Source organism: Microbacterium phyllosphaerae, assembly GCF_050628115.1.
In the GTDB taxonomy this organism is placed as follows: domain Bacteria; phylum Actinomycetota; class Actinomycetes; order Actinomycetales; family Microbacteriaceae; genus Microbacterium; species Microbacterium phyllosphaerae_A.
In genome coordinates this window covers 1097735-1124139 of the sequence record NZ_CP192502.1, presented here as the reverse complement: position 1 = coordinate 1124139, position 26405 = coordinate 1097735, and the positions used below count along the sequence as shown (strand labels likewise).

The 26405-nt window shown below is 67.8% G+C and carries 25 protein-coding genes and 1 tRNA gene; 11 read left to right on the top strand and 15 right to left on the bottom strand.

From position 1 onward, the window contains the following. Nucleotides 1–178: 178 nt before the first annotated feature. On the top strand, nucleotides 179–6202 hold the full coding sequence (locus ACQ4LY_RS05100; protein ID WP_431074946.1) for a GH92 family glycosyl hydrolase: 6024 nt from the start codon (nucleotides 179–181) through the stop codon (nucleotides 6200–6202). Nucleotides 6203–6286: 84 nt separating this feature from the next. Here the strand turns inward: ACQ4LY_RS05100 and ACQ4LY_RS05095 are convergent, their stop codons facing one another. Continuing rightward, complete coding sequence (locus tag ACQ4LY_RS05095; RefSeq protein WP_431074945.1) at nucleotides 6287–7402, bottom strand: M24 family metallopeptidase; 1116 nt, start codon at nucleotides 7400–7402, stop codon at nucleotides 6287–6289. Between the two features lie 43 nt (nucleotides 7403–7445). Beyond that, nucleotides 7446–7895 (bottom strand): hypothetical protein, encoded by a 450-nt coding sequence (locus ACQ4LY_RS05090; RefSeq protein WP_431074944.1) that lies wholly within the window; start codon nucleotides 7893–7895, stop codon nucleotides 7446–7448. 157 nt (nucleotides 7896–8052) lie between these two features. On the opposite strand from ACQ4LY_RS05090, the gene ACQ4LY_RS05085 reads away from it, so the two are divergent. Next, a complete protein-coding gene (locus ACQ4LY_RS05085) occupies nucleotides 8053–8475 on the top strand; it encodes an NUDIX hydrolase (protein WP_431074943.1) in 423 nt (140 codons plus the stop codon). A 19-nt stretch (nucleotides 8476–8494) separates the two neighbouring features. Here the strand turns inward: ACQ4LY_RS05085 and ACQ4LY_RS05080 are convergent, their stop codons facing one another. Further along, the gene (locus tag ACQ4LY_RS05080; RefSeq protein WP_431075750.1) at nucleotides 8495–8956 is read right to left on the bottom strand and encodes an aminoacyl-tRNA deacylase; all 462 of its coding nucleotides are present in this window, start codon (nucleotides 8954–8956) and stop codon (nucleotides 8495–8497) included. 50 nt (nucleotides 8957–9006) lie between these two features. Next, nucleotides 9007–9507 (bottom strand): hypothetical protein, encoded by a 501-nt coding sequence (locus ACQ4LY_RS05075; RefSeq protein WP_056312058.1) that lies wholly within the window; start codon nucleotides 9505–9507, stop codon nucleotides 9007–9009. A 145-nt stretch (nucleotides 9508–9652) separates the two neighbouring features. Here ACQ4LY_RS05075 and ACQ4LY_RS05070 point away from each other — a divergent pair, with 145 nt between their 5' ends. Further along, nucleotides 9653–10210, top strand: a complete 558-nt coding sequence (locus ACQ4LY_RS05070; protein WP_431074941.1) for a peptidylprolyl isomerase — start codon at nucleotides 9653–9655, stop codon at nucleotides 10208–10210. A 21-nt stretch (nucleotides 10211–10231) separates the two neighbouring features. Further along, nucleotides 10232–11134, top strand: a complete 903-nt coding sequence (locus ACQ4LY_RS05065; RefSeq protein ID WP_431074940.1) for a rhomboid family intramembrane serine protease — start codon at nucleotides 10232–10234, stop codon at nucleotides 11132–11134. Between the two features lie 157 nt (nucleotides 11135–11291). Here the strand turns inward: ACQ4LY_RS05065 and ACQ4LY_RS05060 are convergent, their stop codons facing one another. Then, nucleotides 11292–11531, bottom strand: a complete 240-nt coding sequence (locus tag ACQ4LY_RS05060; RefSeq protein WP_056310927.1) for a cell division protein CrgA — start codon at nucleotides 11529–11531, stop codon at nucleotides 11292–11294. Between the two features lie 86 nt (nucleotides 11532–11617). Here ACQ4LY_RS05060 and ACQ4LY_RS05055 point away from each other — a divergent pair, with 86 nt between their 5' ends. The 3 genes from ACQ4LY_RS05055 to ACQ4LY_RS05045 are packed head-to-tail and all read left to right on the top strand — an operon-like array spanning nucleotide 11618 to nucleotide 13221. Then, nucleotides 11618–12412, top strand: a complete 795-nt coding sequence (locus tag ACQ4LY_RS05055) for a class E sortase (RefSeq protein ID WP_431074939.1) — start codon at nucleotides 11618–11620, stop codon at nucleotides 12410–12412. Between the two features lie 21 nt (nucleotides 12413–12433). Next, on the top strand, nucleotides 12434–12589 hold the full coding sequence (locus ACQ4LY_RS05050; protein WP_431074937.1) for a hypothetical protein: 156 nt from the start codon (nucleotides 12434–12436) through the stop codon (nucleotides 12587–12589). After that, the gene (locus ACQ4LY_RS05045; protein ID WP_431074936.1) at nucleotides 12586–13221 is read left to right on the top strand and encodes an anthranilate synthase component II; all 636 of its coding nucleotides are present in this window, start codon (nucleotides 12586–12588) and stop codon (nucleotides 13219–13221) included. The genes ACQ4LY_RS05050 and ACQ4LY_RS05045 overlap by 4 nt, the downstream gene beginning before the upstream one ends. On the opposite strand, the gene pknB is transcribed toward ACQ4LY_RS05045, so the two are convergent. The 7 genes from pknB to ACQ4LY_RS05010 form a co-directional block, all read right to left on the bottom strand. Continuing rightward, on the bottom strand, nucleotides 13222–14850 hold the full coding sequence (pknB, locus tag ACQ4LY_RS05040; RefSeq protein WP_431075749.1) for a Stk1 family PASTA domain-containing Ser/Thr kinase: 1629 nt from the start codon (nucleotides 14848–14850) through the stop codon (nucleotides 13222–13224). 124 nt (nucleotides 14851–14974) lie between these two features. Then, a complete protein-coding gene (locus ACQ4LY_RS05035) occupies nucleotides 14975–16708 on the bottom strand; it encodes a protein kinase domain-containing protein (RefSeq protein ID WP_431074935.1) in 1734 nt (577 codons plus the stop codon). Then, entirely contained in the window at nucleotides 16705–18159 is a 1455-nt protein-coding gene (locus ACQ4LY_RS05030) for a peptidoglycan D,D-transpeptidase FtsI family protein (RefSeq protein ID WP_431074934.1), read from the bottom strand. Before ACQ4LY_RS05030 ends, ACQ4LY_RS05035 begins: the two co-directional genes overlap by 4 nt. Before the next feature lies 1 nt (nucleotide 18160). Next, nucleotides 18161–19546 carry an FtsW/RodA/SpoVE family cell cycle protein gene (locus ACQ4LY_RS05025; protein WP_431074933.1) on the bottom strand — a complete coding sequence of 462 codons (1386 nt, stop codon included), beginning with the start codon at nucleotides 19544–19546 and terminating at the stop codon, nucleotides 18161–18163. Next, entirely contained in the window at nucleotides 19543–20832 is a 1290-nt protein-coding gene (locus tag ACQ4LY_RS05020) for a PP2C family protein-serine/threonine phosphatase (RefSeq protein WP_431074932.1), read from the bottom strand. Before ACQ4LY_RS05020 ends, ACQ4LY_RS05025 begins: the two co-directional genes overlap by 4 nt. 7 nt (nucleotides 20833–20839) lie before the next feature. Continuing rightward, nucleotides 20840–21373: an FHA domain-containing protein FhaB/FipA gene (locus ACQ4LY_RS05015; RefSeq protein WP_056310914.1), complete on the bottom strand. Its 534-nt coding sequence runs from the start codon at nucleotides 21371–21373 to the stop codon at nucleotides 20840–20842. Beyond that, nucleotides 21370–22098, bottom strand: a complete 729-nt coding sequence (locus ACQ4LY_RS05010) for an FhaA domain-containing protein (protein ID WP_431074931.1) — start codon at nucleotides 22096–22098, stop codon at nucleotides 21370–21372. The genes ACQ4LY_RS05015 and ACQ4LY_RS05010 overlap by 4 nt, the downstream gene beginning before the upstream one ends. 315 nt (nucleotides 22099–22413) lie before the next feature. On the opposite strand from ACQ4LY_RS05010, the gene ACQ4LY_RS05005 reads away from it, so the two are divergent. After that, nucleotides 22414–22496: transfer RNA gene (locus ACQ4LY_RS05005), tRNA-Leu, on the top strand. A 116-nt stretch (nucleotides 22497–22612) separates the two neighbouring features. On the opposite strand, the gene ACQ4LY_RS05000 is transcribed toward ACQ4LY_RS05005, so the two are convergent. Genes ACQ4LY_RS05000 through ACQ4LY_RS04990 form a run of 3 tightly spaced genes read right to left on the bottom strand, consistent with a single transcriptional unit; the run spans nucleotide 22613 to nucleotide 23891 of the window. Beyond that, a complete protein-coding gene (locus tag ACQ4LY_RS05000; protein WP_431074930.1) occupies nucleotides 22613–23116 on the bottom strand; it encodes a hypothetical protein in 504 nt (167 codons plus the stop codon). Nucleotides 23117–23142: 26 nt separating this feature from the next. After that, nucleotides 23143–23451 (bottom strand): transcriptional regulator, encoded by a 309-nt coding sequence (locus ACQ4LY_RS04995; protein ID WP_431074929.1) that lies wholly within the window; start codon nucleotides 23449–23451, stop codon nucleotides 23143–23145. Continuing rightward, the gene (locus ACQ4LY_RS04990; protein WP_431074928.1) at nucleotides 23448–23891 is read right to left on the bottom strand and encodes a hypothetical protein; all 444 of its coding nucleotides are present in this window, start codon (nucleotides 23889–23891) and stop codon (nucleotides 23448–23450) included. The genes ACQ4LY_RS04995 and ACQ4LY_RS04990 overlap by 4 nt, the downstream gene beginning before the upstream one ends. Before the next feature lie 221 nt (nucleotides 23892–24112). Between ACQ4LY_RS04990 and ACQ4LY_RS04985 the strand changes: the two genes are divergently transcribed. Genes ACQ4LY_RS04985 through ACQ4LY_RS04975 form a run of 3 tightly spaced genes read left to right on the top strand, consistent with a single transcriptional unit; the run spans nucleotide 24113 to nucleotide 26238 of the window. Next, entirely contained in the window at nucleotides 24113–24619 is a 507-nt protein-coding gene (locus ACQ4LY_RS04985; protein WP_431074927.1) for a hypothetical protein, read from the top strand. A gap of 27 nt (nucleotides 24620–24646) precedes the next feature. After that, nucleotides 24647–25255, top strand: a complete 609-nt coding sequence (locus tag ACQ4LY_RS04980) for an RNA polymerase sigma factor (RefSeq protein ID WP_431074926.1) — start codon at nucleotides 24647–24649, stop codon at nucleotides 25253–25255. After that, nucleotides 25252–26238: a hypothetical protein gene (locus ACQ4LY_RS04975; protein WP_431074925.1), complete on the top strand. Its 987-nt coding sequence runs from the start codon at nucleotides 25252–25254 to the stop codon at nucleotides 26236–26238. Before ACQ4LY_RS04980 ends, ACQ4LY_RS04975 begins: the two co-directional genes overlap by 4 nt. Nucleotides 26239–26405 lie beyond the last annotated feature (167 nt).

Genomic DNA, 26405 nt, shown 5'->3' with positions numbered 1-26405 from the left:
CCCGTGCGGGTGGATAGCTCATTATCGCGGGTGCGTCTTCGCAGACGGCTCTTCCCCGCTTCCTGGACGCTGTGATAGCGTCCTCATCATATGACAGCGATGTCATATCGTCACGCGGCATCTCAGACGGTCCGCGACAGACAGACGACACACTGCAGTGGAGTTCAGAGGAGCAACCATGAGGGTCCCCAGCCCCAGGAACGCACGATCCGTCCGCCGTTCATGGACGGCCGCCGGCGTCGCCGCCACGGTCGGCCTGGCCATGCTGACGCCGATCTCGGCATCGGCCGCGCCAGGCGAGACGATGTTCTCGTCGTCATTCGAAGCCGCTGACACGGTCCCGGCACTCGCGGGTACGGGCGCGGCCGTCAACGTCACCGGGAGCCGCTTCACACCGGGAAGCGTGCTCGGCAGCGTCACCGCCGTGACCGCCTCGGCGCAGAACACGCCCAACGAGGCCGCCGCATTCGTCGCAGACGGCAACTCGGCGTCGAAATGGCTCGCCTTCACGAACAAGGCATGGGTGCAGTACCAACTGGCAGCGCCCCAGCCGATGACGAGCTACACACTGACCTCGGGCAATGACGAGCCCGACCGCGACCCGAAGGACTTCCGGGTGCAGGGCTCGGCGAACGGCACAGACTGGGTGACCGTCGACGAGCGCAGTGGAGAGCTCTTCTCCGGCCGAGGCGAGACGCGCACCTTCACGCTCGCGACTCCGAGCACCGAGTACCTCTACTACCGGCTCGACGTGCTCGCCACGAAGACCCCGAGCAAGAACATCGTGCAGCTCGCGGGGTGGGAGCCGATCGCCGTGGCGGGCGCGACGCCCGAGGCATCCGACTTGATGCTGCAGATCGGCAACGGCCCCACGAGCTCAGACACCGCCAAGACCGGTGTCGGCTTCACCGGCACGAAGGCGCTGCAGTACGTCGGCCGCCACCTCGACGCCGGACCCGCGTCGTCGACGAGCATCCTCTATGACGGCGTCGACATCGCGGTCGAGGGCGACAGCGAGCTCTCATACCTCGTCTTCCCCGTGCTCGACGGCGAGCAGACCTACGCCGCCACCTTCGTGGCCGTCGACCTCACGTTCGACGACGGCGCCCGGCTCTCGACCAGCGGGGCTGTCGATTCGTACGGCTACGGTGCGAATGCGCGGCAGCAGGGTCAGGCCAACGTGCTCTGGCCGAACCAGTGGAACAAGGTCACCGTCGATCTCGGACAATTCGCCGGGCGCACTGTCGATGACATCGTCTTCAGCTACGACCACCCCGGAACCGATGTGAAGGGTGTCGAGGTTCCCACGAGCGCCACGGCCTTCAGCGGCTGGCTCGACGACGTCGCGATCGGTGCGGCGGAGCAGCGCGACGACACCGACGGACTCGTGTCGTACGTCGACACGCGCCGAGGCACCAACTCGACCGGCGGCTTCTCGCGCGGCAACAATCTTCCCGCGACCGCCTGGCCCAACGGCTTCAACTTCATCACCCCGATGACCAACGCCGACAACGTCGGCACGATCTACCAGTACCAGCGGGCGAACAACGCGCAGAACCTTCCTGCCCTCAACGGCATCGGGTTCTCGCACCAGCCGAGCATCTGGATGGGAGACCGCAACCAGATCGCGGTGCTGCCTGCGGCGAACGGCAACCCCACCTCATCGCTCAACGATCGAAAGCTCACGTTCCACCACGAGAACGAGACGGCGCGGCCCGACATCTACTCCGTCGACTTCGACAACGGCATCCGGACCGAAGTCACGGCGACGGACCACGGCGCGATCTACCGCTTCGAGTTCACCGGCGACACGAGCTCGATCCTCATCGATCAGCTCGTGAACTCGTCGAAGCTGACGATCAGCGGCGACACCGTCTCAGGATGGGTCGACGGCGGATCCGGATGGCCCGGACGCACGCGCATGTTCGTCTACGGAACGTTCGACAGAGAGCCGGCGACGGCCGGGGCGACCACCCAGGGCGACCGCAACGGCACAGCTCGCTACGCGGCCTTCGACACCACGACCGACCGCACCGTGGAGCTTCGGCTCTCGTCGTCGTTCATCTCGCAGGACCAGGCGGAGAAGAATCACGAGTTCGAGCTCGACGGAGTCTCGTTCGACCAGGCGCACGCCGCCGTGCGGGATGCCTGGAACGATCGCCTCGGCGTGGTGCACGATGTCGTGGGCGCGAGCGACACGCAGCTCGTCACCCTGTACTCGAGCCTGTACCGCCTGAACCTCTACCCGAACTCGCAGTTCGAGAACACCGGCACCGAGGCCGACCCGGTCTACAAGTACGCGAGCCCGGTGTCAGCGACGGCCGGAGCAGCATCCGACACCCAGACCAATGCCAAGATCGTCGACGGCAAGATCTACGTCAACAACGGCTTCTGGGACACCTATCGCACAGCCTGGCCGCTCTACTCCCTGCTGTACCCGGACGTCACGGAAGAACTGGTCGACGGCTTCGTGCAGCAGTATCGCGACGGCGGCTGGGTCGCGCGGTGGTCGTCTCCCGGCTACGCCGACCTGATGACGGGCACGAGTTCCGACGTCGCCTTCGCCGACGCGTACCTCGCGGGTGCGCTCACGACCGACACGGCGCTCGAGGCGTACGACGCCGCAGTGAAGAACGCCACGGTGCTCCCGGCATCCAATGCCGTGGGACGAAAGGGTCTCGCGCAGTCGATCTTCCTCGGGTACACCGAGGAGACGACGCACGAGAGTGCATCGTGGGGGCTCGAGGGGTACATCAACGACTTCGGCATCGCGGAGATGGCGAAGGCCCTCTCCGAAGATCCGAACACCCCTGCCGAGCGCGTCGAGCAGCTGAAGGAGGAGGCGACGTACTTCGAGGCCCGTGCCGAGCACTACGTCGAGATGTACAACCCCGAGGCGGGTACCTTCACCTCGCGCAACGCCGACGGCTCCTGGACGTCGGGTGCGGACTTCGACAAGAAGGCCTGGGGCGGAGCGTTCACCGAGGCGAGCGCCTGGACCTTCGGCTTCCACGCCCCGCACGACGTCGACGGACTCGCCGCCCTCTATGGCGGACGACAGGAGCTCGTCGACGTGATGCACCAGTTCCTCACCGTGCGTGAGAAGGCGGACTACTCCGGCATCCACGAGGCGCGAGAGGCACGAGACGTGCGGCTCGGGATGCTGGGGATGTCGAACCAGATCGCGCACCACATCCCCTACGTGCTCGCAGAGGCAGGAGACCCGTCGGGGGCGCAGGAGCTTATCCGCGACATCCAGGACCGACTCTTCGTCGGTTCGGACATCGGACAGGGCTACCCGGGTGATGAGGACAACGGCGAGTTCTCGGCCTGGTACGTGTTCTCGGCACTGGGCTTCTACCCGCTGGAGGTGGGCTCGGGCGACTACACGATCGGCACACCGCTCTTCGACAGCGCGACGCTCTCGCTGGGGGGCTCCGACCTCGTGATCAACGCCTCCGGCGCATCGTCGGGCAAGGACTACGTGGCAGGGGTGAGCATCAACGGCACGCCGATCGACGAGACGACCTTCGACGGAGACCTGCTGCGCGCCGGTGGCACGCTCGACTTCACCATGAGCGCAGACCCGTCGGCGTGGGGCGCGAAGGACCTCGACGAGGACCTCGTGATCCCGACGACCCTGGTCGACGCGACCAAGCCGGGTCGTGGCGCTCTCGCGGCATCCGACGGCACCCCCGTCGGATCCCTCGTCGACGACAACATGAACTCCACCGTGACGTTCGCGGGCGACACCGCCGAACTCGTCTGGACCTCGCAGTCCGGGCCCGTCTCGATCGGCCAGTACACGCTGACGAGTGCGGCGAAGGGCAGTGCGCCGTCGAGCTGGACGCTCTCCGGCTCGATCGACGGCACCACCTGGACCGAGCTCGACAGTCGAGAGGGCGAGACCTTCACCTGGGACTCGCAGACCCGGCCGTTCACGGCGAAGGGCACAGGCGGCTATACGAGCGTCAAGCTGACGGCGAAGACCGACGGCGCTTCACTGTCGCTGTCGGAGGTCGAGCTGTTCGCCTCGGCGTCATCGGCCGACGGACTCTCCGTCGCGGCAGGCGCTCCGCAGCGGGTGGCGGTGGACACCGAGTTCACCGGCTCGCTCGCGACGGTCGTCGGCACCGAGACGGATGCGTCGGGCTATGACGTCACGGTGGACTACGGCGACGGCGTCGAGGTCACGGACGTGACGCTGACCCGCGATGCGCTGGGCGGATGGAAGGTGAGCGCTCCGCACACCTTCACTGCCCCCGGCACGTACTCGGCCGTGGTGACGGTACGCGACTCGAACGGCGCGATGGCGCAGGCCACGGCCACCGTCACCGCCTACCGCGACGAGACGTTCATCGGAGCGTTCAACAACGTCTGCATCGGCGACCTGGGAGTCACCGCGGCGAACTGCGATTCGCAGGGCCACGGGTACTTCCGCGACAAGGTCAACGCCGACGGCTTCGTTCAGGGCGACACCCTCACGGTGCCCGGCACGACGCTGACGTACGACCTCCCGGCGGTGCCCGCGGGCGCACCGGACAACATCACGGGTGAGGGACAGGACGTGCGTGTGTCGCTCGGCTCCGGTGCGACGCAGATCGCGTTCATCGGGACCGCGACCGAGAGCAACCGCGACTCCGAGGCGACGCTGCACTTCACCGACGGCACGGAACAGAAGGTGATGATCAGCCTGGGCGACTGGGTCGGAGCATCCGGAAACCCCTACAAGGGCAACACGGTGCTCACGATCTCCGAGGGGCGGCTCTCGGGAACCGGTGCCGAGTCGAGCGTGAAGAACACGGCGATCTACGCGACGGCACCGATAGCCCTCGCGGTCGACGGAGGCGGTGCGCCGAAGGTGGTCGAATCGCTCACGATGCCGAAGGAGCCGGGACAGCTCAACGACGGCCGCGTGCACATCTTCGCCCTCGCCTCCGACGGCGACCGTTCGGCGACCGCCGACCTCACGGTCACTGCGGGCACGGTGGACGGTCAGATCACCGGTGAGGAGTTCGACGCCGAACTGGCGACGATCATCGGTGGCGCCGGTGAGACGTCGGCGATCGTCAACTGGGGCGACGGATCACCCGTCGCCGATGCCGAGATCCTGGACGGCACGATCACCGGAACGCACACCTATGCCGAGGCCGGCACATACACGGTGACGATCACGGCGGACGACGGTGTGAAGTCCGCCGACGCGCAGCTGCAGATCGCGGTGGTCGATCCCGAGCCCGAGTACGCACCCGAGATCCAGGCACCCGCTCAGGCGGCACCCGGAGAGACGGTCACGATCACGGGCACCGGCTTCGCGCCGGGGGAGAGCGTCTCGATCCGCATCGACGACGCTGAACCGGTGATCGTGGAGGCCGGGCAGGATGGCGAGATCAGCGGCGACATCGTCGTGCCGGCGGGTGCCGTCGACGGGGATCACCCCGTGGTCGCTGTCGGTGACGTGTCGAAGGTCGAGGCGAGGGCGTCGCTCCTGGTCGTCGGTGATCCCTCTGCTCCGAAGAACACATCGGTGACGCTCGCCTCGGGGTCGGACGACCCGGTAGCGGGCGAGTCGATCCCGCTGATCGCCACGGTGAAGCCCGCGGGCGCCGCCGGCACGGTCGAGTTCCTCGAGGGCGACCAGGTCGTCGGATCGGCGAGCGTCTCGGCCGGCACCGCCACGGCCGATGTCACCATCGCGACCTCGGGCGAGCACACCTTCGTGGCGCGGTTCGTCCCCTCCGACCCCGGTGCCTTCCGCCCGTCTGAGTCGATGCCGCTGACGATCGACGTGCGGAGCACTCCGGTGCTCGACGCGGAGCTCGTGATCGGAGCGAGCAGCGTGGTCCAGGGCGGAAGCCTGGAGATCACGGGTCGCGGGTTCGGCGCGGGCGAGGTCGTCACGATCACGCTCCACTCCGAGCCGATCCGACTGGGTCAGGCGACTGCCGACGGAACGGGTGCCTTCCGCATCCAGGTGACGGTGCCCGCGAACGCGGAGGTGGGTGCCCACACGCTCATCGCCGTCGGCGCAGCATCCGATCTGAGTGCGCAAGCGCCTCTCACGGTCACGGCTGCGGCTTCCGCAGGCGGCGGACTCGCCGGCACCGGAGGTGTCGTCCCGATCGCGGCGATCGTCGTGCTCCTCCTTCTCCTCGCAGCAGGCGGCGTGCTGGTGATGCGCCGCCGGCGCGTGGAGGCGTAGCCTCTGCCCCGCTCCCCAGAAAGAGAGGCCGCCCACCCCGTCCCCGGGGGTGGGCGGCCTCTGTCGTAGGCCTGCTGCGTGCGGTCAGACGGCTCTGAGATCGTGCGGTGCGACGTTCAGCCGCTCGCACCCGTCGGTCGTCACGACGACGATGTCCTCGATGCGCGCACCCCACTCCCCTGCGAAGTAGATGCCGGGCTCGATGCTGAACGCCATGCCCTCGCGCAGCACCAGGTCGTTGCCCGGTGCGATGTACGGCTCCTCGTGCACAGAGACGCCGATGCCGTGGCCCGTGCGGTGCAGGAACGCCTCGCCGAGCCCGGCATCCGCCAGGACCCGTCGAGCGGCGGCATCCACCCCCTCTGCAGTCGCGCCGGGGCGAGCGGCGTCGACGGCGGCCTGCTGCGCGCGCACGAGCACGGCGATCCGCTCGGCAGCGTCACTGTCGGGCGTTCCGACGACGTAGGTCCTGGTGCTGTCGGAGTTGTACCCGCTCGGCACGGCTCCCCCGATGTCGACGACCACGATGTCGCCGTCGTCGATCACTCGATCAGACACCTCGTGATGCGGATCTGCACCGTTCGGACCGGAGCCGACGATCACGAACTCGACCGTGCGGTGGCCCTCGGCGACGATCGCTTCGGCGATGTCCGCGGCGACCTCTCGCTCGGTGCGCCCGGCGCGCAGCCACTCCGGCACGCGCCGGTGCACAGCGTCGATGGCCGCGCCGGCCCGCCGCAGCTCGGCGATCTCGGCAGCATCCTTGATCATTCGGCTTTCGCGCAGCACGGGAGTCGCGAGCTCGACGCTCACACCGATCCGCTCGGCGATCGGGATCACGTGCAGGGCAGGCAGGGCGTCGGAGACACCGACGCGGGAGACCGTGCCGAGGGCTGCGGCCACGAGGTCGTACGGGTTCTCGCCGTCGACCCAGTCGGACACCGCGAGACCGAGCTCGCCCGCGGCCGTAGTCCTGACCTTCGCCAGCTCCATTCGCGGAACGATGATCGTGGGTGCGAGACCAGGTCCGAGCACCAGGGCGGTGAGCCGCTCGATCGTGTCACCCTCGACGCCGACTAGATACTGCAGGTCGGGCCCAGGACCCACGATGATCCCCTCGAGACCGGCGTCGGCGGCGAGGGATGCTGCGCGGTCGAGTCGGGCGGCGTACACGGAGGCGGGGAACGGCAGTGTGCTCACGGCATCCACGCTACTGCGCGGGCCGCCGCCCGGGAACGGCGACTCAGCTCACCGCGAGGCGGATGCGCTCGGCGAGCACGGTGCGGTTCGCGGCTGTGAGGTCGAGCAGCGCGTACGCGGTCGGCCACATGGTGCCGTCGTCGAGGTGCGAGATCGGCTCGAAACCGAAGGTGCCGTAACGGACCTTGAACTTGCTCGCCGGCTGGAAGAAGCAGAGCACCTTGCCGTCCTTGCCCCACGCCGGCATGCCGTAGTAGGTGCGCGGCATCAGTTCGGGGGCGACCTCGGTCACGAGCGCGTGCAGTGCCAGCGAGAGCTCGCGATCCTTGTCATCGGGCAGCTTCGCGATGGCCGCCTCGAGATCGGCGACACCCTCGGCGCGCACCTCTTCGGGGGTCTTCTTCGCCCGCGAACGCGACTTGCGCTTGTCCGCAGCAGCCTCCTTCATGGCCTCGCGTTCTTCGGCACTGAAGTTGTTCTCTTTGTCAGCCATGGCCGACTCCTTTCACGGGGGTGGACTGCGATGAACCTCACACTACGGATGCCGCAACCGGCCGTGCTTCTCGATTCCTGATCGATGCGGGGGCGCCCGGCAGGAGTCTGCCGACACAGGTCGCGTGAGGGCAGCGGCGTGGCGTTAGGGTGAGGGCATGGACATGCGGGTCGCGGCATACGCGGTCGTCACCGATGACGACGGACGCATACTTCTCGCGCGCTGGATCGAGGGGCGCCGAGTCGCCTGGACCATGCCCGGCGGCGGGCTGGAGCCCGGCGAGGCGCCCGAGGACGCGGTTCGGCGAGAGCTCCGGGAGGAGACCGGCTATACGGTCAAGGTCGGCGAGCTGCTCGGCATCCATTCGCGCGTGATCCCGGCGAGCCAGCGGGTGACCCCTTCTGATCAGCCGCTGCACACACTGCGGATCGTCTACCGGGCGACCGTCAGCGGAGGCAAACTGAGCTTCGAGACCGACGGATCCACCGACATGGCCGAGTGGTTCCCCCGCAAGTCGGTGGCCGATCTGCAGCGCGTCAAGCTCGTCGACATCGCGCTGCGCATGGCCGGCATCCTCTGACGAGAGCCCGCGACAGAGGTCAGTCGCGGGGCTCTTCGGGCACCGAGATGTCGGCTACGGTCGCGCCGTAGGCCGCGATGAGGTCGTCGGCGTCGACGAAGAGGCTGTACCCGTGTGCTCCGGCACCCATGGCGATTCGCTGGCCCACGATGGACTCATCGGCGAATACGGGCCAGTCGGTGGTGCTGCCGATCGGGACGATCGTGCCGCGCTCATAACCGGTCGCCGCGAGGGCGAGATCGGGCTCGGGCAGACGGAGCTTGTTGACACCGACGATGGCGCGCAGCTTGGGCCACGAGATCGACCGGCCGCCTGGTACCAGCGCGAACAGGTAGGTGTCGTCGGATCGCTTGACGACGAGCGTCTTCACGATCCCGGAGGGCAGGATGCCGAGCAGCTCCGCGGCCTCGAAGAGACTGCGAGCGGCGGGCCGCTCACGGATCTCGATGTCGAGGCCGCGTGAAGCCGCGGCATCTCTCACCCGAGCATGGAGATCACCCGGCTCAGCGGCCGGGGACTCCGATGTCGAGGTCACGCGTCGGGAGCGGAGAGCGGGTCGTCTGCGACCCAGAGCTCGTCATCGGCGCGCAGCGCCTGCCAGGCGGCGTAGAGGACTCCCGCAGCGGCGGCGACTCCGAGGATCAGGGCGATGACCGAACCGACGCTCGGGCCCTTGGGCTCGGGCTGGGTGGCCTTCTTGACCTTCTTGACCACGCCCTCGCGCTTGGCGTTCGCGACGTCCCACGCGGTGAGCGCGGTGCCGACGACGCCGCCGACGATCGGAACGACCTTGTCATCGACGACGTGGTGCCCGAAGCGCACCCCGCGGTCGACGACCGGCGCGACGCGACGGTTGTAGGTGTCCTGCACGACAGGACCGACCTGCTCGCGGCCGAAGTGGCCGAGCTGGCGTCCGGCCTCGCGGGCGACGTCGGCGGCGTGGCCGACCAGGACCTGCTGGTTCTCCCACAGCTGGTTAGCGTCGGCCTGAAGACGACGCAGTTCCTTCTTCCGCTTGCGGCTGATGCTCACGATGCTCTCCTGTCGATTGGAGTACGGGTTCCCCATCTTGCCACGCGACCCTGGATGGGGGGAGGGAATCGCCGAACCCTTGCGCCGAGGGGTGAACAGCGGTAGTGGCGGGCCAACTCATGGGAAGCTCTGCGAGAATGAGTGCATGGCTCACGCTTCTCATGTCGCAACCCTGCACACCAACCACGGTGACATCGTCATCAACCTCTTCGGCGACCACGCTCCGAAGACGGTCAAGAACTTCGTCGGCCTTGCCGACGGCACCCAGCCCTGGACCGACCCCGCCACCGGTAAGCCGGGCGAGGGCGCGCTCTACTCGGACGTGGTCTTCCACCGCATCATCCCGAACTTCATGATCCAGGGCGGCGACCCGCTCGGACAGGGCGTCGGCGGCCCCGGCTACAACTTCGACGACGAGATCAACATGGAGCTCAACTTCAACGAGCCCTACATCCTCGCCATGGCCAACGCGGGCCTTCGTCGTAACGCCATCACCGGCAAGGCCGAGGGCACCAACGGCTCGCAGTTCTTCATCACGACCGACCCCACCCCCTGGCTCCAGGGAAAGCACACGATCTTCGGCGAGGTCGCCGATGACGCCTCCAAGGCTGTCGTCGACGCCATCGCCGCCGTGCCGACCGCAGCGGGCGACCGCCCGATCGAGCCGGTCGTGCTGCAGTCGATCGACATCGTCGCGGCCTGACGCCGACGCTGGCCGATCCGGATGACGACGCCTGAGTTCGCGGACAACCGCGACAACTTCTGCTACCGGCATCCGGATCGGCAGAGCTTCGTGCTCTGCCAGCGGTGCCTGCGCACCATCTGCCCCGAGTGCCAGACCCAGGCGGCCGTCGGGGTCATCTGCCCCGAGTGCATGGCCGCAGAGCGCAAGAATCGCACTCCTGCCCAGAAGAAGGCGGAGCGCCGCTGGGGCGGCCGCAACACCGCGACAGCCACCGTGCGCAGCGGCCGGCCGATCGTCACCTATGTGCTGCTGGCGGTCACGTCGTTCATCGGGCTGCTTCAGCTGATCCCCGGTGTGGGTGATCTCCTCACGCAGCAGCTGCTGTTCGCCCCGAGGTACCTGTACCCGGATCTCTCGCTCCTGCCCTTCGAGCCGTGGAGACTTCTCACGGCCGTCTTCGCTCATGGCGGGTTCCTGCATCTCGCACTGAACATGCTCGCCCTGTGGATGCTGGGGCAGAGCCTCGAGCCCATGCTCGGTCGGGTGCGATTCCTGTCGCTCTACCTGATCAGCGGCCTCGGCGGCTCGGTTGCGCTCGCCGTGCTCGACCCGTCGGGTGCCACAGTCGGCGCCTCGGGAGCGGTCTTCGGCCTGATGGCTGCCCTGCTCATCATCGGCCGACACATCGGCGCGAACGTGACCGGGATTCTCGTCATCCTCGGCATCAACTTCGTCATCGGGTTCGTCTTCCAACAGAACATCGCCTGGCAGGCTCACCTCGGCGGTGTGATCGTCGGTGCGCTCGTCGCGTTCATCCTCACCCGCACGCGGCGCCGAGAGCAGAGAACGTTGCAGATCGTGCTCCTGGCAGCGGTCGTCGTGGCGCTTGTTCTGATCGTCGCGTTCCTGCCTCCGTTCTTGATCGCGACCGTTTACTCCTGATCAAGGGTTGTTAACAGGGTTGTTAACGGGTGTGAATAACATCTGTGTAATTCTCCCCATGTTGGGGATAACCTGTGGATAACTGCGCCATCGGCGGAACAGCAGAAGGCCCCTCCCGCCGGAGCGAGAGGGGCCTTCTGAAGAGGTGGAGCCGGCGTCAGCGCCAGCGGGTGGTCATGAGGAAGCCGATCAGGGCGATGCCCAGGCCGATCGCGAGGTTCCAGTTGTCGAGACCCGGAATCGGGAACTGCATGCCCGAGATGTAGAACACGAGGATCCAGGCAAGACCCAGCAGCATGAAGCCAACCATCACCGGCTTGAACCACACGGCATTGGGTGCGGCTTCGCCTTCGCTGCGAGGAGCTTCGGGTTCTTCGGTCTTGCGGTCGCGTGCCATTCCCACAGTGTACCCAAAAGTCATATATCCCACGGAGAATCGGGCGACCACGGCTGGACTTCAGGGTAGAGGGATAAGATCGCGCCATGACTGCATCCGTCGTCTCGGGGGAGCGACGTGCACACCGTCGCCGCCCTCGATCGCGCGCCACTTTCACGAGCGTGCTCGGTGAGCTCCTGCTCACCGCAGGCGTGCTGGTGCTCCTGTTCGTCGCGTGGCAGATGTGGATCGGCGACATCATCATCAGCGCTCAGAAGAACGACGAAGGCGCGGCTGTCTCGCAGGAATGGGCGAGCGGACCCGCGCCCGAGCTTCCTCCGGTCGTCGCGAGCGACGACGGAACGACGACGTACGAGCCCGTCATCCCGGCGCCTCCGGCCGACACTCAGTTGCTGGGCCAGATGCACGTGCCGCGATTCGGATCCGAGTACAACGTCGGTATCTACGGGGGCACCAGCCGTGCCCGCACGCTCGACAAGCTCGGCATCGGCGTCTACACGGATTCGAAGATGCCCGGTGAGGTCGGCAACTTCGCCATGGCCGGCCACCGCACCACCTGGGGCAAGCCCTTCAACCAGCTCGACAAGCTGCAGGTCGGCGACGCGATCGTCGTCGAGACACCCGACGGCTGGTTCACCTACCGCTTCCGCACTCTCGAATACGTCAAGCCCACGCAGACCGAAGTGCTCCTCGACGTTCCGCAGATGCCCGGAGTCGCAACCGGCGAGAAGTACATCACTCTGACCGCCTGCTCCCCTCTCTACTCGCTCGCCGAGCGCATCGTCGCCTACGGGGTGTACGAGAGCTTCCAGCCCCGCGCCGAGGGTCCGCCCGCGGCCCTCACCGACCCGCCCCCTCCGCCGGCTGCGCCGTCGATCTAGCCGAACGGAACCAGACGACCCATGTACGCCGCACTCTGGCGCCTGCTGCCCGGTCCGTGGTGGCTCAAGCTGTTCTTCCTGCTCGTGCTGATCGGGGCAGTGCTCTACGGACTGTTCTGGTTCGTGTTCCCCTGGGTGAGCCCTCTGATCACGCCGGGTGAGGTCGACCTCGAATGATCCGCGTGCTCGTCGTGGACAACCACGACAGTTTCGTGCACACGCTCGTCGGGTACCTCCGCGAGCTCGGCGCTGACGTGACTCTGATCGAGGCGGATGCCACGGACGCCACCGGACTCGAGCAGCTGCTCGCCGGGTTCGATGCCCTCATGCTCTCGCCCGGGCCCGGACGGCCCGCAGATGCCGGAGCATCGCTCGACGCCGTGCGCATCGCAGCGCGACTCCGGATGCCGTTGCTCGGCGTGTGCCTCGGGCACCAGGCGATCGGCGAGGCGTTCGGCACTCCGGTGACCGAGGCACCTGAGCTGATGCACGGCATGGTGTCGCAGGCCACCCACGACGGCTCGGCGCTGTTCACCGGCATCCCCTCGCCGTTCGCCGTCGGACGCTATCACTCGCTCGCGCTCGCCGAATCGGCTCTCCCGGACGACGTGGTCGTCACCGCCCGCACCGAGAGCGGAACCGTGATGGCGCTCGCCCATACCGAGCTGCCCATCCTCGGGGTGCAGTTCCACCCCGAGAGTGTGCTCACCGAGGGTGGCTACCGGCTGCTCGCCAACTGGCTCGAGCTGTGCGGCGACGGCGATGCCGTCGCGCGCTCAGCCGATCTGCATCCGCTGTCGCGAGCCTGATCAGCCCGCGGCGACGCAGTAGCGGAGCTCGACGGTCGAGCCGATCGCCACATCACCGGGGGCGGCCGACATCGACGCCACGGTGGGCGGGTTCGTCGGCGCGCAGTCCGTCAACTCGACGGGACTCGCGGTCAGGCCGATGCGTTCGAGTTCGGCCTGGGCGGCCTCCATCGTCCAGCCGGTGACGTCCGTCAGCGTGACGCGACCGCTTGCGACGACGAGGTTCACGACCGTCTTCGGCGCGACCTCGCTCTCTGCGGTCTCGCTCACCTCCATGACGGTATCGGCCGCCAGGCCCTTGTCATTGCGTTGTATCACCGTGCCGAGTTGGAGCCCGGCGGCGGCCAGTGCGTCCTTGGCGGCGGACAGCGACAGGCCCTCCAACACGGGGACCACCACCGTCTCCTTGCCCGACGACACGTAGACCGTGACGGAATCGCCCTCGCTGACAGCCGTGCCGCCCTCGGGATCGGTGCGGATCACGTTGCCCTCGACGATGTCGTTGCTCGATTCGAGCACGAGCTTGGCCGTGAGATCGAGCTTGCCCAAGTCTTCCTGAGCGCGCTCGGATGAGACGTTGACGAGATCCGGCACGACCCGTGAGCTCGACGGCACCTCGTCGGGGCGCATGCTGATCGTCCACACCCAGAAGAGCACGGATGCGAGCAGCACGGCCAGCAGTGCGACGCCGGCCCAGATCCACGCGACGGGCGGACCCGACTGCGTGCGCGCCATGGTGGTGTCGGTGCTGAGCTGTCGCAGCGAGCGGGCCGTCTCCTGCGCGGCTCGCGGGCTGGGGCCGTAGAGCTCGCTCGTGAGAGCACCGAGCTCCTTGCGGCTCGGCGCGTGGCCCGAGACCGCAGAGTCCAGCGCGGCGCGGAAGTGCGCAGCATCCGGGTAACGCTGGTACGGATCCTTGGCGAGCGCGCGCAGCACGATCGGGTCGAGGGCTCCGGGGGAGTCCTCGTTCACCTCGGTCGGCGGGACCGGGGTCTCGCTGACGTGCTGATAGGCGACGGCCACAGGGGATTCGCCGCGGAACGGCTGGCGTCCCGTGAGCAGCTCGTAGAGCACCACACCCGTCGAGTAGAGGTCTGCCCGTGCATCGACAGGCTCGCCCTTGGCCTGCTCGGGCGAGAAGTACGCGGCCGTGCCGATGATCTGCGTGGTCTCGGCGACGGTGGACGACGAGTCGGACACGGCTCTGGCGATGCCGAAGTCCATGACCTTGACCTGGCCCTTGTCGGTGACCATGACGTTGCCCGGCTTGATGTCGCGATGCACGACCCCGGCGCGGTGCGAGTAGTCGAGCGCCTCGAGAATGCCGTCGACGTAGCGCACGGCGTCGTCGACGGGCACCGGGCCCTTGGCGATGATGTCCTTCAGCAGGGTGCCGCTGATCAGCTCCATCACGATGTACGGAGGCTCATCAGTGCTGCTGTCGGTGGTCGAGGGGTCACCTGCGTCGTACACCCGCACGATGGAGGGGTGGGACATGCGGGATGCCGACTGCGCCTCCAGACGGAAGCGCGTGCGGAAGGCGGTGTCGCGGGCGAGCTCGGGGTCGAGGATCTTGATGGCGACGGCGCGGCCGAGGGTCAGGTCGTACCCGCGGTACACCTTCGCCATGCCACCGTGCCCGATGAGCTCGTCGACGCGGTAGCGACCCGCGAGAACGCGTTGCTCTGTCGACACGTACTGACCCCCTGATACGACCTGATGAATTGTCCCAGACTACGTTGCGTGCGGCGGATCAGCCTTCGTCTTCGCCGTCAGTCGGCGTAGCCGGAAGGATGATCACGCCCTGCATGCTGTCCGACTGAGCGGACGGCATGTCGCTTCCGCAGAAGACGCGGTACGTGGCCGTGATGCTCTGACCGGCGGTGCCGGGGATGATCTGCGTCGACAGCACGCTCGGACCGAAGCTGCGGATCGACTCGCCGGGGTTGCCGCCCGAGAACGTCGCGTTGGTCAGCGTCACCTCGAAGGCGGAGCGTGCCGGTGTGCCGGACGGGCACTCGAAGCTCGGCCAGTTGAGCGTGACGGGCTGGCCCTCGGTCGCGGTGCCCGCGATGGTCGGGGTGCCGGTCGGCTTGCCGACCTGAACCTGCTCCTTGTACGTCGTGAGGGTGAGGAGCGTCCCTTCAGGCACATTCCCACCGGGGGTGACCGATTCGACCGTCCCGACCTGGTTGGCGCTCGGAGCCACGGTGTTGCCGACCACGCACTCGGCCTGGAGGCCCGCATTGACCGCAGCGGTACGTGCAGCCTCGCACTGCATGCCCTCGAGGCCGAGGCCGTCGACGTTCACCTGCTCGGGCTCCTCCGTCGGCGTGTCCGTCGGAGTCGGCTTCGGTGTCTGGCTGGTCGTCGCCGAATCGGTCGGCTTCGGGTCGGCGTCGCCCTGGTTCATCAGCGCGAAGACGGTTCCACCGAGCACGATCACCAGCAGGGCGATGAGAGCGATGAGCGGCCACGTCCACGGGCTGCGTTTCTTCTTCTTCTTCTCGCCGTCCTCGTCGAGCTCTTCTCCCGTGGGGAGCTGAGCCGTCGTGGGGAGGATGCGGGTCGTGCCGTCGTCACCCGAGGCCGTGAGCAGTCGGGTGGCGTCGTCGGAGGCGACACCACCGGTCGCGATCGCCGGAACGGCGATGGCCGCGGAGTTGAGATCACCGCGACGCAGGGCCTGGGCCGCGCGCGCCACCGTGGCAGACGAGGACGGACGATCGGCTGGCTTCTTGGCGATCATCGCCATGACGAGGTTCTGCACCGGGATCGGCACCGTCGGCGGCAGCGGCGGGGGCTGCTCGTTGATCTGAGCCATCGCGATCGCGACCTGCGATTCACCCGTGAACGGACGCTTGCCCGCGAGGCACTCGTACGCGACGATTCCCAGCGAGTAGGTGTCGGTCGCGGGGGAGGCCGGGTGTCCGGAGGCCTGCTCCGGCGAGAGGTACTGCACGGTGCCCATGACCTGGCCGGTGGCCGTCAGAGGCACCTGGTCGGCGATGCGGGCGATGCCGAAGTCGGTGATCTTCACGCGTCCGTCGGGCGTGATCAGCAGGTTTCCCGGCTTGATGTCGCGGTGCACGAGACCGGCCGCGTGGGCGGCCTGCAGAGCGGATGCCGTCTGGGCGACGATGTCGAGCGTCTTGTCGGCGCTCAGCGCGCCGTCGCGTTCGAGAACGGTCGACAGGGCCTCGCCGGGCACGAGCTCCATGACGAGGTAGGCGCTGCCGTTCTCCTCGCCGTAGTCGAAGACGCTCGCGATGCCCTCGTGGTTGACGAGTGCGGCGTGGCGCGCTTCAGCGCGGAACCGCTCGAGGAACCCGGGGTCCCCCATGTACTCGTCCTTGAGGATCTTGATGGCGACGGTGCGTCCGATGACGTGATCCGTCGCCTCCCACACCTCGCCCATGCCGCCGATCGCAATACGCGACTGCAGCTCGTAGCGACCACCGAACGACACACCCTGCGTCGGTCTCATCTGCCCAGCACCGCCTCTATGACTTTCTTTGCAATCGGAGCGGCGATGGTGTCGCCGGATCCTGACTGCCCTTGCCCGCCGCCGTCTTCGACGAGGACCGCTACTGCCACCTCGGGGTCGTCCGCCGGCGCGAAGCCGGTGAACCACAACGTGTAAGGCTTGTTCCCGTTCTCGGTCGTGCCGGTCTTCCCGGCTACATCGACCCCGTCTATTCTTGCACCCTGCGCAGCCCCGTTCGAGACGCTGGCGACCATGGAGGCCGTGATCTGATCGGCGATCGTGCCATCGAACGCGCGGCCGAACTCGGAGTCGTCATACGCCCTGACCACCGACAGGTCGTTGCCGATCACGGTGTCGACCAGACGGGGGTTCATGACGACGCCGTCATTGGCGATTCCGGCCGCGACCATCGCGATCTGCAGCGGAGTCGCGGTGACCTGTCCCTGGCCGAAGCCCGTGAGCGCGGTCTGGGCGTCGTCGAGCGCCCGGGGGTAGCTCGACGGCGTGGATTCCAGCGGCGTCGAGAAGCTCTTGTTGAAGCCGAACTTCTCCGCCATCTCGCGGATCGCGTCGTCGCCCAACTCGACGGCGAGCTCGGCCATCGGGATGTTGCAGCTCAGTCGGATGGCCTCGGAGATCGTCACGGTGTCGCCGCTGCCGCACGTGCCGCCCCACGCGTTCGCCACGGTGTTCGTGGAGCCGGGGAGGGTGTACCGCGCGGGGTTCGGCAGGGTCGAGTCGGGAGTCCAGTTTCCGGACTCGTATGCTGCGGCCGCCACGACGAGCTTGAACGTCGACCCCGGAGGGTTGAGGTCGCCGGCGATCGCCCGGTTCGACAGAGGCTTGGTGGGATCGTCGACGAGTTGGTCGTAGGTCGCGTTCGCGGCATCCGCGTCGTGGGTCGCGAGCTGATTCGTGTCGAATCCGGGGGTCGAGACCATCGCGAGGATGCGCCCGGTCTTCGGCTCGATCGCCACGACCGCCCCGTTGAGTCCGTCGAGGGCCTGGTATGCCGCGGTCTGCGCGGCCGTGTCGAGCGACAGCTCGACGCTGAATCCGCTCTGCGGCTGGCCCGACAGGATCCGCTCGATCTCGGCGAAGAACGCGCTCGATCCGGTACCGGAGAGGTCGGCGTTCATGGCCCGCTCGATGCCGGTGGCCGACTGCAGAGCCGGGTTGAAGTACCCGGTCACGGGCGCCCAGACCGAGGCATCCGTGTAGACGCGCTGGAACTGGTACTTGTCATCCGACGGGGTGGAGGAGGCGATCGCGACGTCGTCGACGATGATCGACCCGCGCTGGATCTCGTAGCTGTCGAGCAGCGTGCGGCGGTTGTTGGGGTTCTGCGCGAGGGAATCGGCCTCGACGACCTGGATCCAACTGGTCGCCGCGAAGAGCGAGATGAACATGAACAGCATCACGATGCTGAGACGGCGGAGTTCTTTGGTCATGTCAGCCGATCACCGCCCTGGGTTGGCTGCGGACGCCGTCGGAGATGCGCAGCAGGATCGCGACGATCAGCCAGTTGGCCACGAGCGAGGAACCGCCGGCGGCGAGGAACGGGGTGGTCAGACCGGTGAGCGGGATGACGCGGGTCACACCGCCGACCATGATGAACACCTGCAGGGCGATCGTGAACGAGAGGCCGATGCCGAGCAGCTTGCCGAAGTCGTCCTGCCCCGCGAGGCCGATGCGCACTCCGCGGCTGACGAACACCATGTACAGGCAGAGGATCGCGAAGAGCCCGATCAGCCCGATCTCCTCGCCGAGGCTGGTGATGATGTAGTCGCTGTGCGCGAGGGGGGTGACGTCGGGACGCCCCTGGCCCCACCCGGTGCCGAGCAGGCCGCCGTGCGCGAGGCCGAACAGCCCCTGCATGGGCTGGAATCCGGCACCGTCGGGGTCGACCTTGTCGGAGTCGAAGAGGAACAGCCAGTTCGTGAAGCGCCCCTGCACGTAGCTGAGGATCTGGGTCGCGACCGCGACGCCTGCGGCGACGAGACCGAGACCGATGAGCACCCAGCTGGTCTTGCCGGTCGCGACGTAGAGCATCGCGACGAACATGCCGAAGATGAGGGTTCCGGTGCCGAGGTCGCGCTGGATCACGATGATGCCGAGCGAGATGGCCCACACCACGAGCACAGGCCCGAGCTCGCGCATGCGGGGCCAGGTGATGCCGAGGAACTTCGTGCCGACCGACGTCAGGCTCTCCCGCGTGCGCACCAGATAGCCGGCGAAGAAGATCGCGAGGCAGATCTTCGCGAGCTCGCCCGGCTGGAAGGCGAACATGCCGCCCAGCGAGACCCACACCGCGGCGTTCGCGTCGGGGATGCGGAGTCCCGGCACGAATGGCAGCAGGAGCAGCAGGATGCCGGAGAGGCCGAAGATGTACGTGTACCGGAACAGCACCCGGTAGTTGCGCAGCATGATCACGACGGTGATCGCGCCGGCCAGCGAGATGGCGGTCCAGGCGAGCTGCTTCGTCGAGTACGCATTCCAGCCCGTGAGCGACTTGGCGATGTCGATGCGGTAGATCATCGCGATGCCGAGGCCCGTGAGCAGGGTCGCGATGGGCAGCAGGAACGGGTCGGCCGACGAGGCGACCGCCCGCAGCACGAAGTGGACGGCGAAGGCGAGAACGGCCAGGCCGCCGCCGATCGCGAGGATCATCGGGTCGATCAGGCCCAGTGCGCCGAGCTGCACGAGGGTGAGGGCGGAACCGCTGATCACCACCGCGAACAGGAGCAGCCAGAACTCGCGGTTGCGCTGCGTCTGCGGCATCCGCATGCGCTTGAGGGCCTTGATGACGCTGGTGTCGGCCGTGACGTCGGTGCTCATCCTGCGTCCTCCGTCGGAGTCGGCAGCGGAGTGGGCAGCGGGGTCTCGCCGATGACGCGGTCTGCGCCGGCCTGCAGCCTCGCGACGATCGCCTCGGCGTCGGAGAACGAACGGGCGGTGATCGTGCGCTCGACCGAGTCACGCTGGTACGGAGGCAGGTTCGCGAGCAGGATGTCGGTGTCGCGCAGTGGAGTCGAAAGCGTGATCGGGCCGATGTTCTGCTGCACGCCCTGATAGATCACGACGCTGTCCTCGTCGGCGCCGACGAAGTAGCGGGTCTGCGTCCAGCTGTAGGCGGCGAAGGCGGCGAAGACGAGCATCGCGAGGACCACCAGCATCCCGGCGATCCAGCCGAAGCGGCGACGCTTGGCGCGCCGACGGTCCTCTTCGATGAGCTCCTCGAGGTACTCGGGAGCCGGCTCGAAGTGGCTGGGCTCGTTCGCGGCCTGACGCACGGGATGCAGCCAGTTGCCGCGCGGCGCACGCACCGGCGGCACTGAGACATTGGCGGGGTTCGACGCCGAGCCGACGATCGTCGCCGTGCCCGAGTGCATGGCGTGCTGGCCGCCGACCTCGACCAGGACGATGGTGACGTTGTCGGGTGCTCCGCCGTCGAGCGCCTGCTTCAGCAGGTTGTCGGCCGTGCGCCCCGGTGCCATGCCCATGCGCATCGCCTTGAGGATGTGCGCCTCGTCGACGACTCCCGAGAGACCGTCGGAGCACAGCAGCCAGCGGTCGCCGGGCTGGGTATGCATGACGAACATGTCGAGCTCGGGATCGGCATCCATGTCGCTGAGCACGCGCATGAGCACCGAACGACGCGGGTGGTAGCGCGCCTCTTCGGGGGTGATGCGTCCGGAGTCGACGAGTCGCTGCACGAAGGTGTGGTCTGCGGTGATCTGCGTCACCGCGTCGTCACGGTAGAGGTAGATGCGCGAGTCGCCGATGTGGCCGATGACCGCGTAGTCGTCGACCATGATGATCGCGCTCAGCGTGGTGCCGAGGCCCGCGAGCTCTGGTCGGTCCTTCGCGGCGCGGATCAGATCGCCGGCAGCCGTGGTCGCGGCGGCCTGCAGCGAGGCCTGCGCGTCTTCGACCGACGTGTACGGCTGGTCGAGCGGCTCCATCCGGTGGATCGCGATGCTCGAGGCGACGTCACCGCCGGCGTGGCCGCCCATGCCGTCGGCGACGACGAAGAGGTTGGCGCCGGAGTACCCGGAGTCCTGGTTGTTGGAGCGGACCTTCCCGGTGTGGGAGATCGCGGCGCTCGAGCCTTCGAAGACCATGCCGGGGTCAGGCTCGCAACTCGAAGGTCGTGGCGCCCACCTTGATCGGGGTGCCGAGAGCGAGGCCGACCGGGCCGCCGGTCACCCGCTGACCTGCGACGAACGTGCCGTTGGTCGAGTCCAGGTCCTGGATGGCCCAGCTGTCGCCCCGGAGCAGCAGACGTGCGTGGTGGCTGGAGGTGTAGTCGTCGCGGATCACGAGGGCGGACTCGCTCGAACGGCCGATCGTGAGGGTGTCGGTGCCCAGCGGCAGCTCGAGCCCGGCCTTGGGGCCCGAGGTGATCACGAGCCGCTTGGCGGTCGCGACGGTCGCGGGACCGGTGCTGGGCTTCGCCGACGAGGGGCGGGATGCCGCGGGGGCGGCTGCCGGTGCCGGTGCGGATGCCGGGGTCGCCGCAGCGGCCTCGGCCGGGAGCTTGCGCACCTTCATGCCGAACAGGTCGGCCCGGAGCGAGTAGACGACTCCGAACACGAAGAACCACAGCAGTAGCAGGAAGCCGATGCGCAGCAGCAGCAGGACGAGTTCACTGGGAGTGCTCACGAGAGGGCTCCGAACGCGCGGGTCGCATCGTCGTCACGTGGCCGGGGCGGGCGTGACGGAGAGGCGACGGGAACGATGCGGAACACCAGATCGGTGCGTCCGATGGTGATGGTGGTGTCGGTGGGGAGCGCGGCTTCGCGCACCTTGTCGCCGTTCACCTTGGTGCCGTTGGTCGAGCCGAGGTCGCGCATCATGGCGCGCTCGCCGTCCCAGAGGACCTCGACGTGCTTGCGGCTGGATCCGGCATCCGCGATGGTGATGTCGGCATCCGTGCCCCGACCGATGACAGTGCGGGCGCGGGTGAGCGAGTGGCGGCGCCCGTCGACGTCGATCACGGCCTGCCAGTTGACGCGGCCCTCGACCGTGCCCGAGCTGACATTGACCGTGCCGGTGGCGATCTTGTCGTCGCCCTCGAGGCTGATCGAGAGCGGACCCGAGAAGCTGTAGCCCTGCGACTTCGCGTGCTTGGTGAGAAGTGCGTGCAGCTCGTCTGTGAGCGCGCCGCCGAGGCTCAGCATGCGGTCGGCGTCGTCGGTGCTCAGACGCACGACGAAGCTGTTGGGCGCGATGATGCGGTCCCTGCTCACCACAGCCGCTTTGGTGTCCGCTTCACGCCGAAGGGCCGAAGCGATCTCCACGGGCTGGATGCCGCTGCGGAAGGTCTTCGCGAAGGCGCTGTTCACAGCGCGCTCGAGACCCTTCTCAAAGCTGTCAAGTAGTCCCACTGGGCTCCTCTGGCATGCCGACCGGTAGGGACATCGTAGCCAGGTGTCCTGGGTGAACGCCCTCGCGGGGCTGGAGAGCCCCGAGATTCCGGGGGAGTGGGGGAGGGTGTGGGCATCTCGTGGCGGGGTATCGCCGAGGTTGTGGGGGCGCCGTTCGGGAGGAGATCTGTGTCTGGGGAGGAGGAATCCGTGAAGATTCTCCTCCCGTGAGGCAGAAGTCCTCCGGGAGGATGCTCAGGTACGGTGCCGGTTTCTTTGTGGGGCGAAACGCGTGATATCTTTGGGAAGTTGAGTTCTTCGGAGCCCGACAGACTCGCGCGAGTGGCGGAATGGTAGACGCGCTGGCTTCAGGTGCCAGTGTCCTTATGGACGTGGGGGTTCAAGTCCCCCCTCGCGCACAGCGAGCAGTAGATGTGAAGACGGCCCGGTTCCTTGAGAACCGGGCCGTCTTAGTGTCCGGGCGGATCTCCACCGCCACAGCGAGCCGCATTCGTGAGGATGCCCGGTACTGCCCTCACTCCCGCATCGCGCGCGAAGCGCTCAGGATGGCGGCCCTCAATCCGTCGGGATGCTCGGTGCGGAGCACCCTCGTGCGTCCGTCGGCCATGGTCACCCTGACCGCAGCGCCTGCAGACCACAGCAGGAACTGCTCCGAGCCCGCGAATCGCCAGCCCACGCCGCCGGCCTGCGCGACCGTGACCTCGGTGACCTCGACCCGATCGACCTCCGCGAGAGGGAGGCGGATGACGCGGAACGGCGTCAGGCGGGCGTCGACGTGCGTATCGCTCACTGCGATCGTGATGCGTCGGGTGAGCCCCAGGAGTCCGGCGGCGAGGATGAGGAGAAACCCCGCGACGAGCAGAGCGATCGTCCACGCGCCTACCTCGCCCGCCTGCCCGATGACGACGGGCGCTGCGATCGCGGTGACGACCACGAGGAAGCCGAGTGTCAGCGCGCCGGTGACCGCCAGCCATCGCGGTCCGATGAGGGTTTCACGGAACATTACGGCGGATCTCATCGCTCCAGTCTCTCCCGGAGCGAGTGCTAGCCGTGGACCTCGTGCGATGCGTCCGCGATCGATGCGAGGCGTCGAAGCTCCGCGACGTGCTCCCGAAAGGCGTGTCGCCCCGCGGGTGTGAGCGACAGCAGAGTGCGCTGACGGGCGTTCCGCGTGACCTTGTCGATGCGGAGGTAGTCGACCTGCTCCAGTGCCTTGGCGTGCTTGGATAGCACGGAATCGGACACACCGAGCCGCTCACGCAGGAACGAGAACTCCGCGTCGTCGACGGGCGCGAGCAGTCCGCACAGCTCGAGCCGAGTGACAGCGTGGATGGCAGGATCGAGTCCTCTCACGCCGCCCCCCGCATCCGGAGTCGGCTTCGCCAGACGCGCATCCAGATGAAGCCGGACGCGGTGACGGCAATGCACGCGATCAACCCGGCGGCGATGCTGGACCAGACGTCGGAGCTGAGATACGACCAAGCGCCGGTCGCCATGAGAGCCACCAGCATCAGGCCGGTCACCCACAGGGTCGCACCGCCGGTGTAGCCCGAGACCCACCAGCCGTGCGTTCGTCGCCACCAGGCGATGAACGCGGGAATGACGAGGATGAACGCCACGGCGATGAGGGATGCCCACGGTTGGGGCAGCCCCTGAGAGGCGATGAAGACCCCCGAACCGAGGCCCAGGGCCACGTGGTACCAGCCCTCACCACGGGGCGCGTCGGTGTATGTCGTGGCTACGGCGTCGAGGCGGGCCAGGGTGGCGTGAGGATCATCCCGTTCACTTTCCATATCGGAAAGCTAGCCTTCACTTTCCAATATGGCAAGTCCCTCTCGGATCCGCCGCCGACGATCGACAGAAGAAGATATGTAAGGAATCCGCCCGAGCTGCATACGCGCGCGTGAACGACGCGCTCGCCTGCACCGGATACTGATCCTTCGGAGTCTGCGCCGCGCCACCCGAGCGGCACCTTCGACAGACGCCGACGCACCCGGAGTGGGAGGGGGCACGAATGAAGAAGCACATCGCTGCCGTCGCTGCGCTGGCCGTCAGCCTGCTGCTGATCCCGCAGGCCGCGGCACCGGCATCCGCCTCGGCGCCGGCATCCGCCGCGGCACCGGCATCCGCCTCGGCGCCCGACGACACCGAGACCTCCGACATCGAGTACGCCCTCGAGGCCGTGCCGGGCGGCATCGCGCTCTCGGACAGCTACGCGGTGTGGCCGGCCCTCGGAATGGCGCTGACCGCCGGATCGCCGACGGCGAGATCCGTCGGCTCCTGCGCCACCGGCACGTTCTGCGCCTACACGGGCAGCGGACTGAGCGGCACGAAGCTCGCCTTCACCGTCTGCACGAACGTCAGCACCGCCGCTCTCCGCGTGGTGGCATCGATCGCCAACGGACGCACCTCGGGCAAGGTGCACGCCAAGAACGCCTCGGGCTCCGTGCTCGGCACGGCGGTCGCGAACAGCTCGGCGAACGTCCCGCCTGGCGCCACCAGCCTGCTCTGCACGCTCTAGGCGATCGATAGCCTGGCAATGAGAGAGATGGGTGGACTGGTGTTGGAGTTGTGGGGAGTGGAGAGCCTGCGCATCGCGTATGCCGGATCCGATCTTCCCGACCTGGAGCTTCCCGCGCCGGTGAGAGGCGCGCCCACGGGCGGCTCGCCGAGCAAAGAGGTGCTCTACCGCACCCTCTTCGACGAGTACTGGCCACGAGTGCGACGGCACGTGGCATGCTTCGTCGACAACGCCGACGAGGTCGACGAGATCGCGGCCGAGGTCTTCGTCGTCGCCTGGAGAAAGCTGAATCCCGTGAAGCCGATGGGGCTGCGCTGGTTCCTCCGAGTCGCCGACAACAAACTGCGCGACGTGATGCGCCGAGGCCAGTCCCGCACCCGGGCGATCGAGGCGATGACGCGAGGGATGCAGGCGAGCGAAGAGCTGCATCCGCTGGAGGCCCTGGCTCTGCGTCAGGCGCTCCAGAGCCTCAACGCCCGAGAGCGTCAGGTCGTCGTCCTCACCTACTGGGACGGCCTCAGCGCGGGCGAGGTCTCTGAGGTCCTCCGCTGCAGCCAGGCGGCGGTGTGGACCACTCTCACCCGTGCGCGACAGAAGTTGCGTGGCCAGCTCGAGGCGAAGGAGGTGGGCGGATGAGCATCTCCGACGACGATCTCGACCGGCTGTTCCGCGCCGCGAACCCCGCGCCCCCGGAGGAGTTCGCGTCGTTGCGCGCGAAGGACATCGCCCTGCGCGAGAACATCATCCGCGGCACGGCGACGCCCGTCCGCGCGCGACGGCGCAGCTGGGCTTGGGCCGGTGCGACCACCGCCGTGGCCTCCCTCGTGGTCGTCACGATCGTCGTCGCCAGCATCCTGCTTCCGTCGCAGCAGGCGGTCGCCCTGACGCCGCCTCCGCTGCTGTACTCGAACGCGCAGCCGCTCGCCGAGGTCATCGACGACGCGCACGACGCGCTCGCCCGCCCCGGTGGTCCCGAGCAGGAGAGTCGCGTCGAGACGCTCTCGTGGGGGTGGAGCATCGACATGGCCGAAGAGAGCGTCGAGGTCGTGCCGCAGTACGCGACGTTCACCTGGTCCGTCGAGGCAGGCTCGTCGAGCGTGATCATCGCCGGCGAGTCCCTCTGGGACGACGAGGATCGCCCCGAAGGGGTGGCGGACAGCCCCTATGAACCGGGCGAGGTGATCAGCGAGGTCTCGACGCCGCCCGGCGAATTCATCGCGCCTCCCGCCGTGCTCGAACTCGACGGCGCCGACAGGCCGCAGCTGGCGGCGGCGCTCGAATCGCTCGGCGCGCCGGAAGACGCATCCTCCGGCCAGCTTCTCGTGGCCATCGGGCAGCTGCTGAGCTACTGGACGCTGACCGACGAACAGCATGCCGTCCTGATCGACATGCTCGTCGAGGCCGGCGGGGTGACGGTGCTCGGAGAGACGAAGGATCGAGAAGGGCGCCCCGTGGTCGGGTTGCGAGTGTCCGATGACGATTCGCCGTATCAGGACACCGTTCTGATCTCGGCGGCGACCGGACGCATCGTGGGAGTGGAGAATGAGCGCACCGAGCCGCTGGACTTCATCCCGGCCGGGGTCGTCGGCTACACGCTCTGGGATCTGCCGCGCCGCTGAACGCACCTTGGAGTACCCCGCACAGGTCCTGTGAATCCGGCGCTGCGTTTTGAGATCACCTCCCCCTCATGATGGTGTGAACCAGTGCGACGGCCAGAATTCCCCCCGACCGACTCGACTCCGGACCCCTCTCCCGACTCCCCCCAGGCGACCCGACCTCGCCGTCG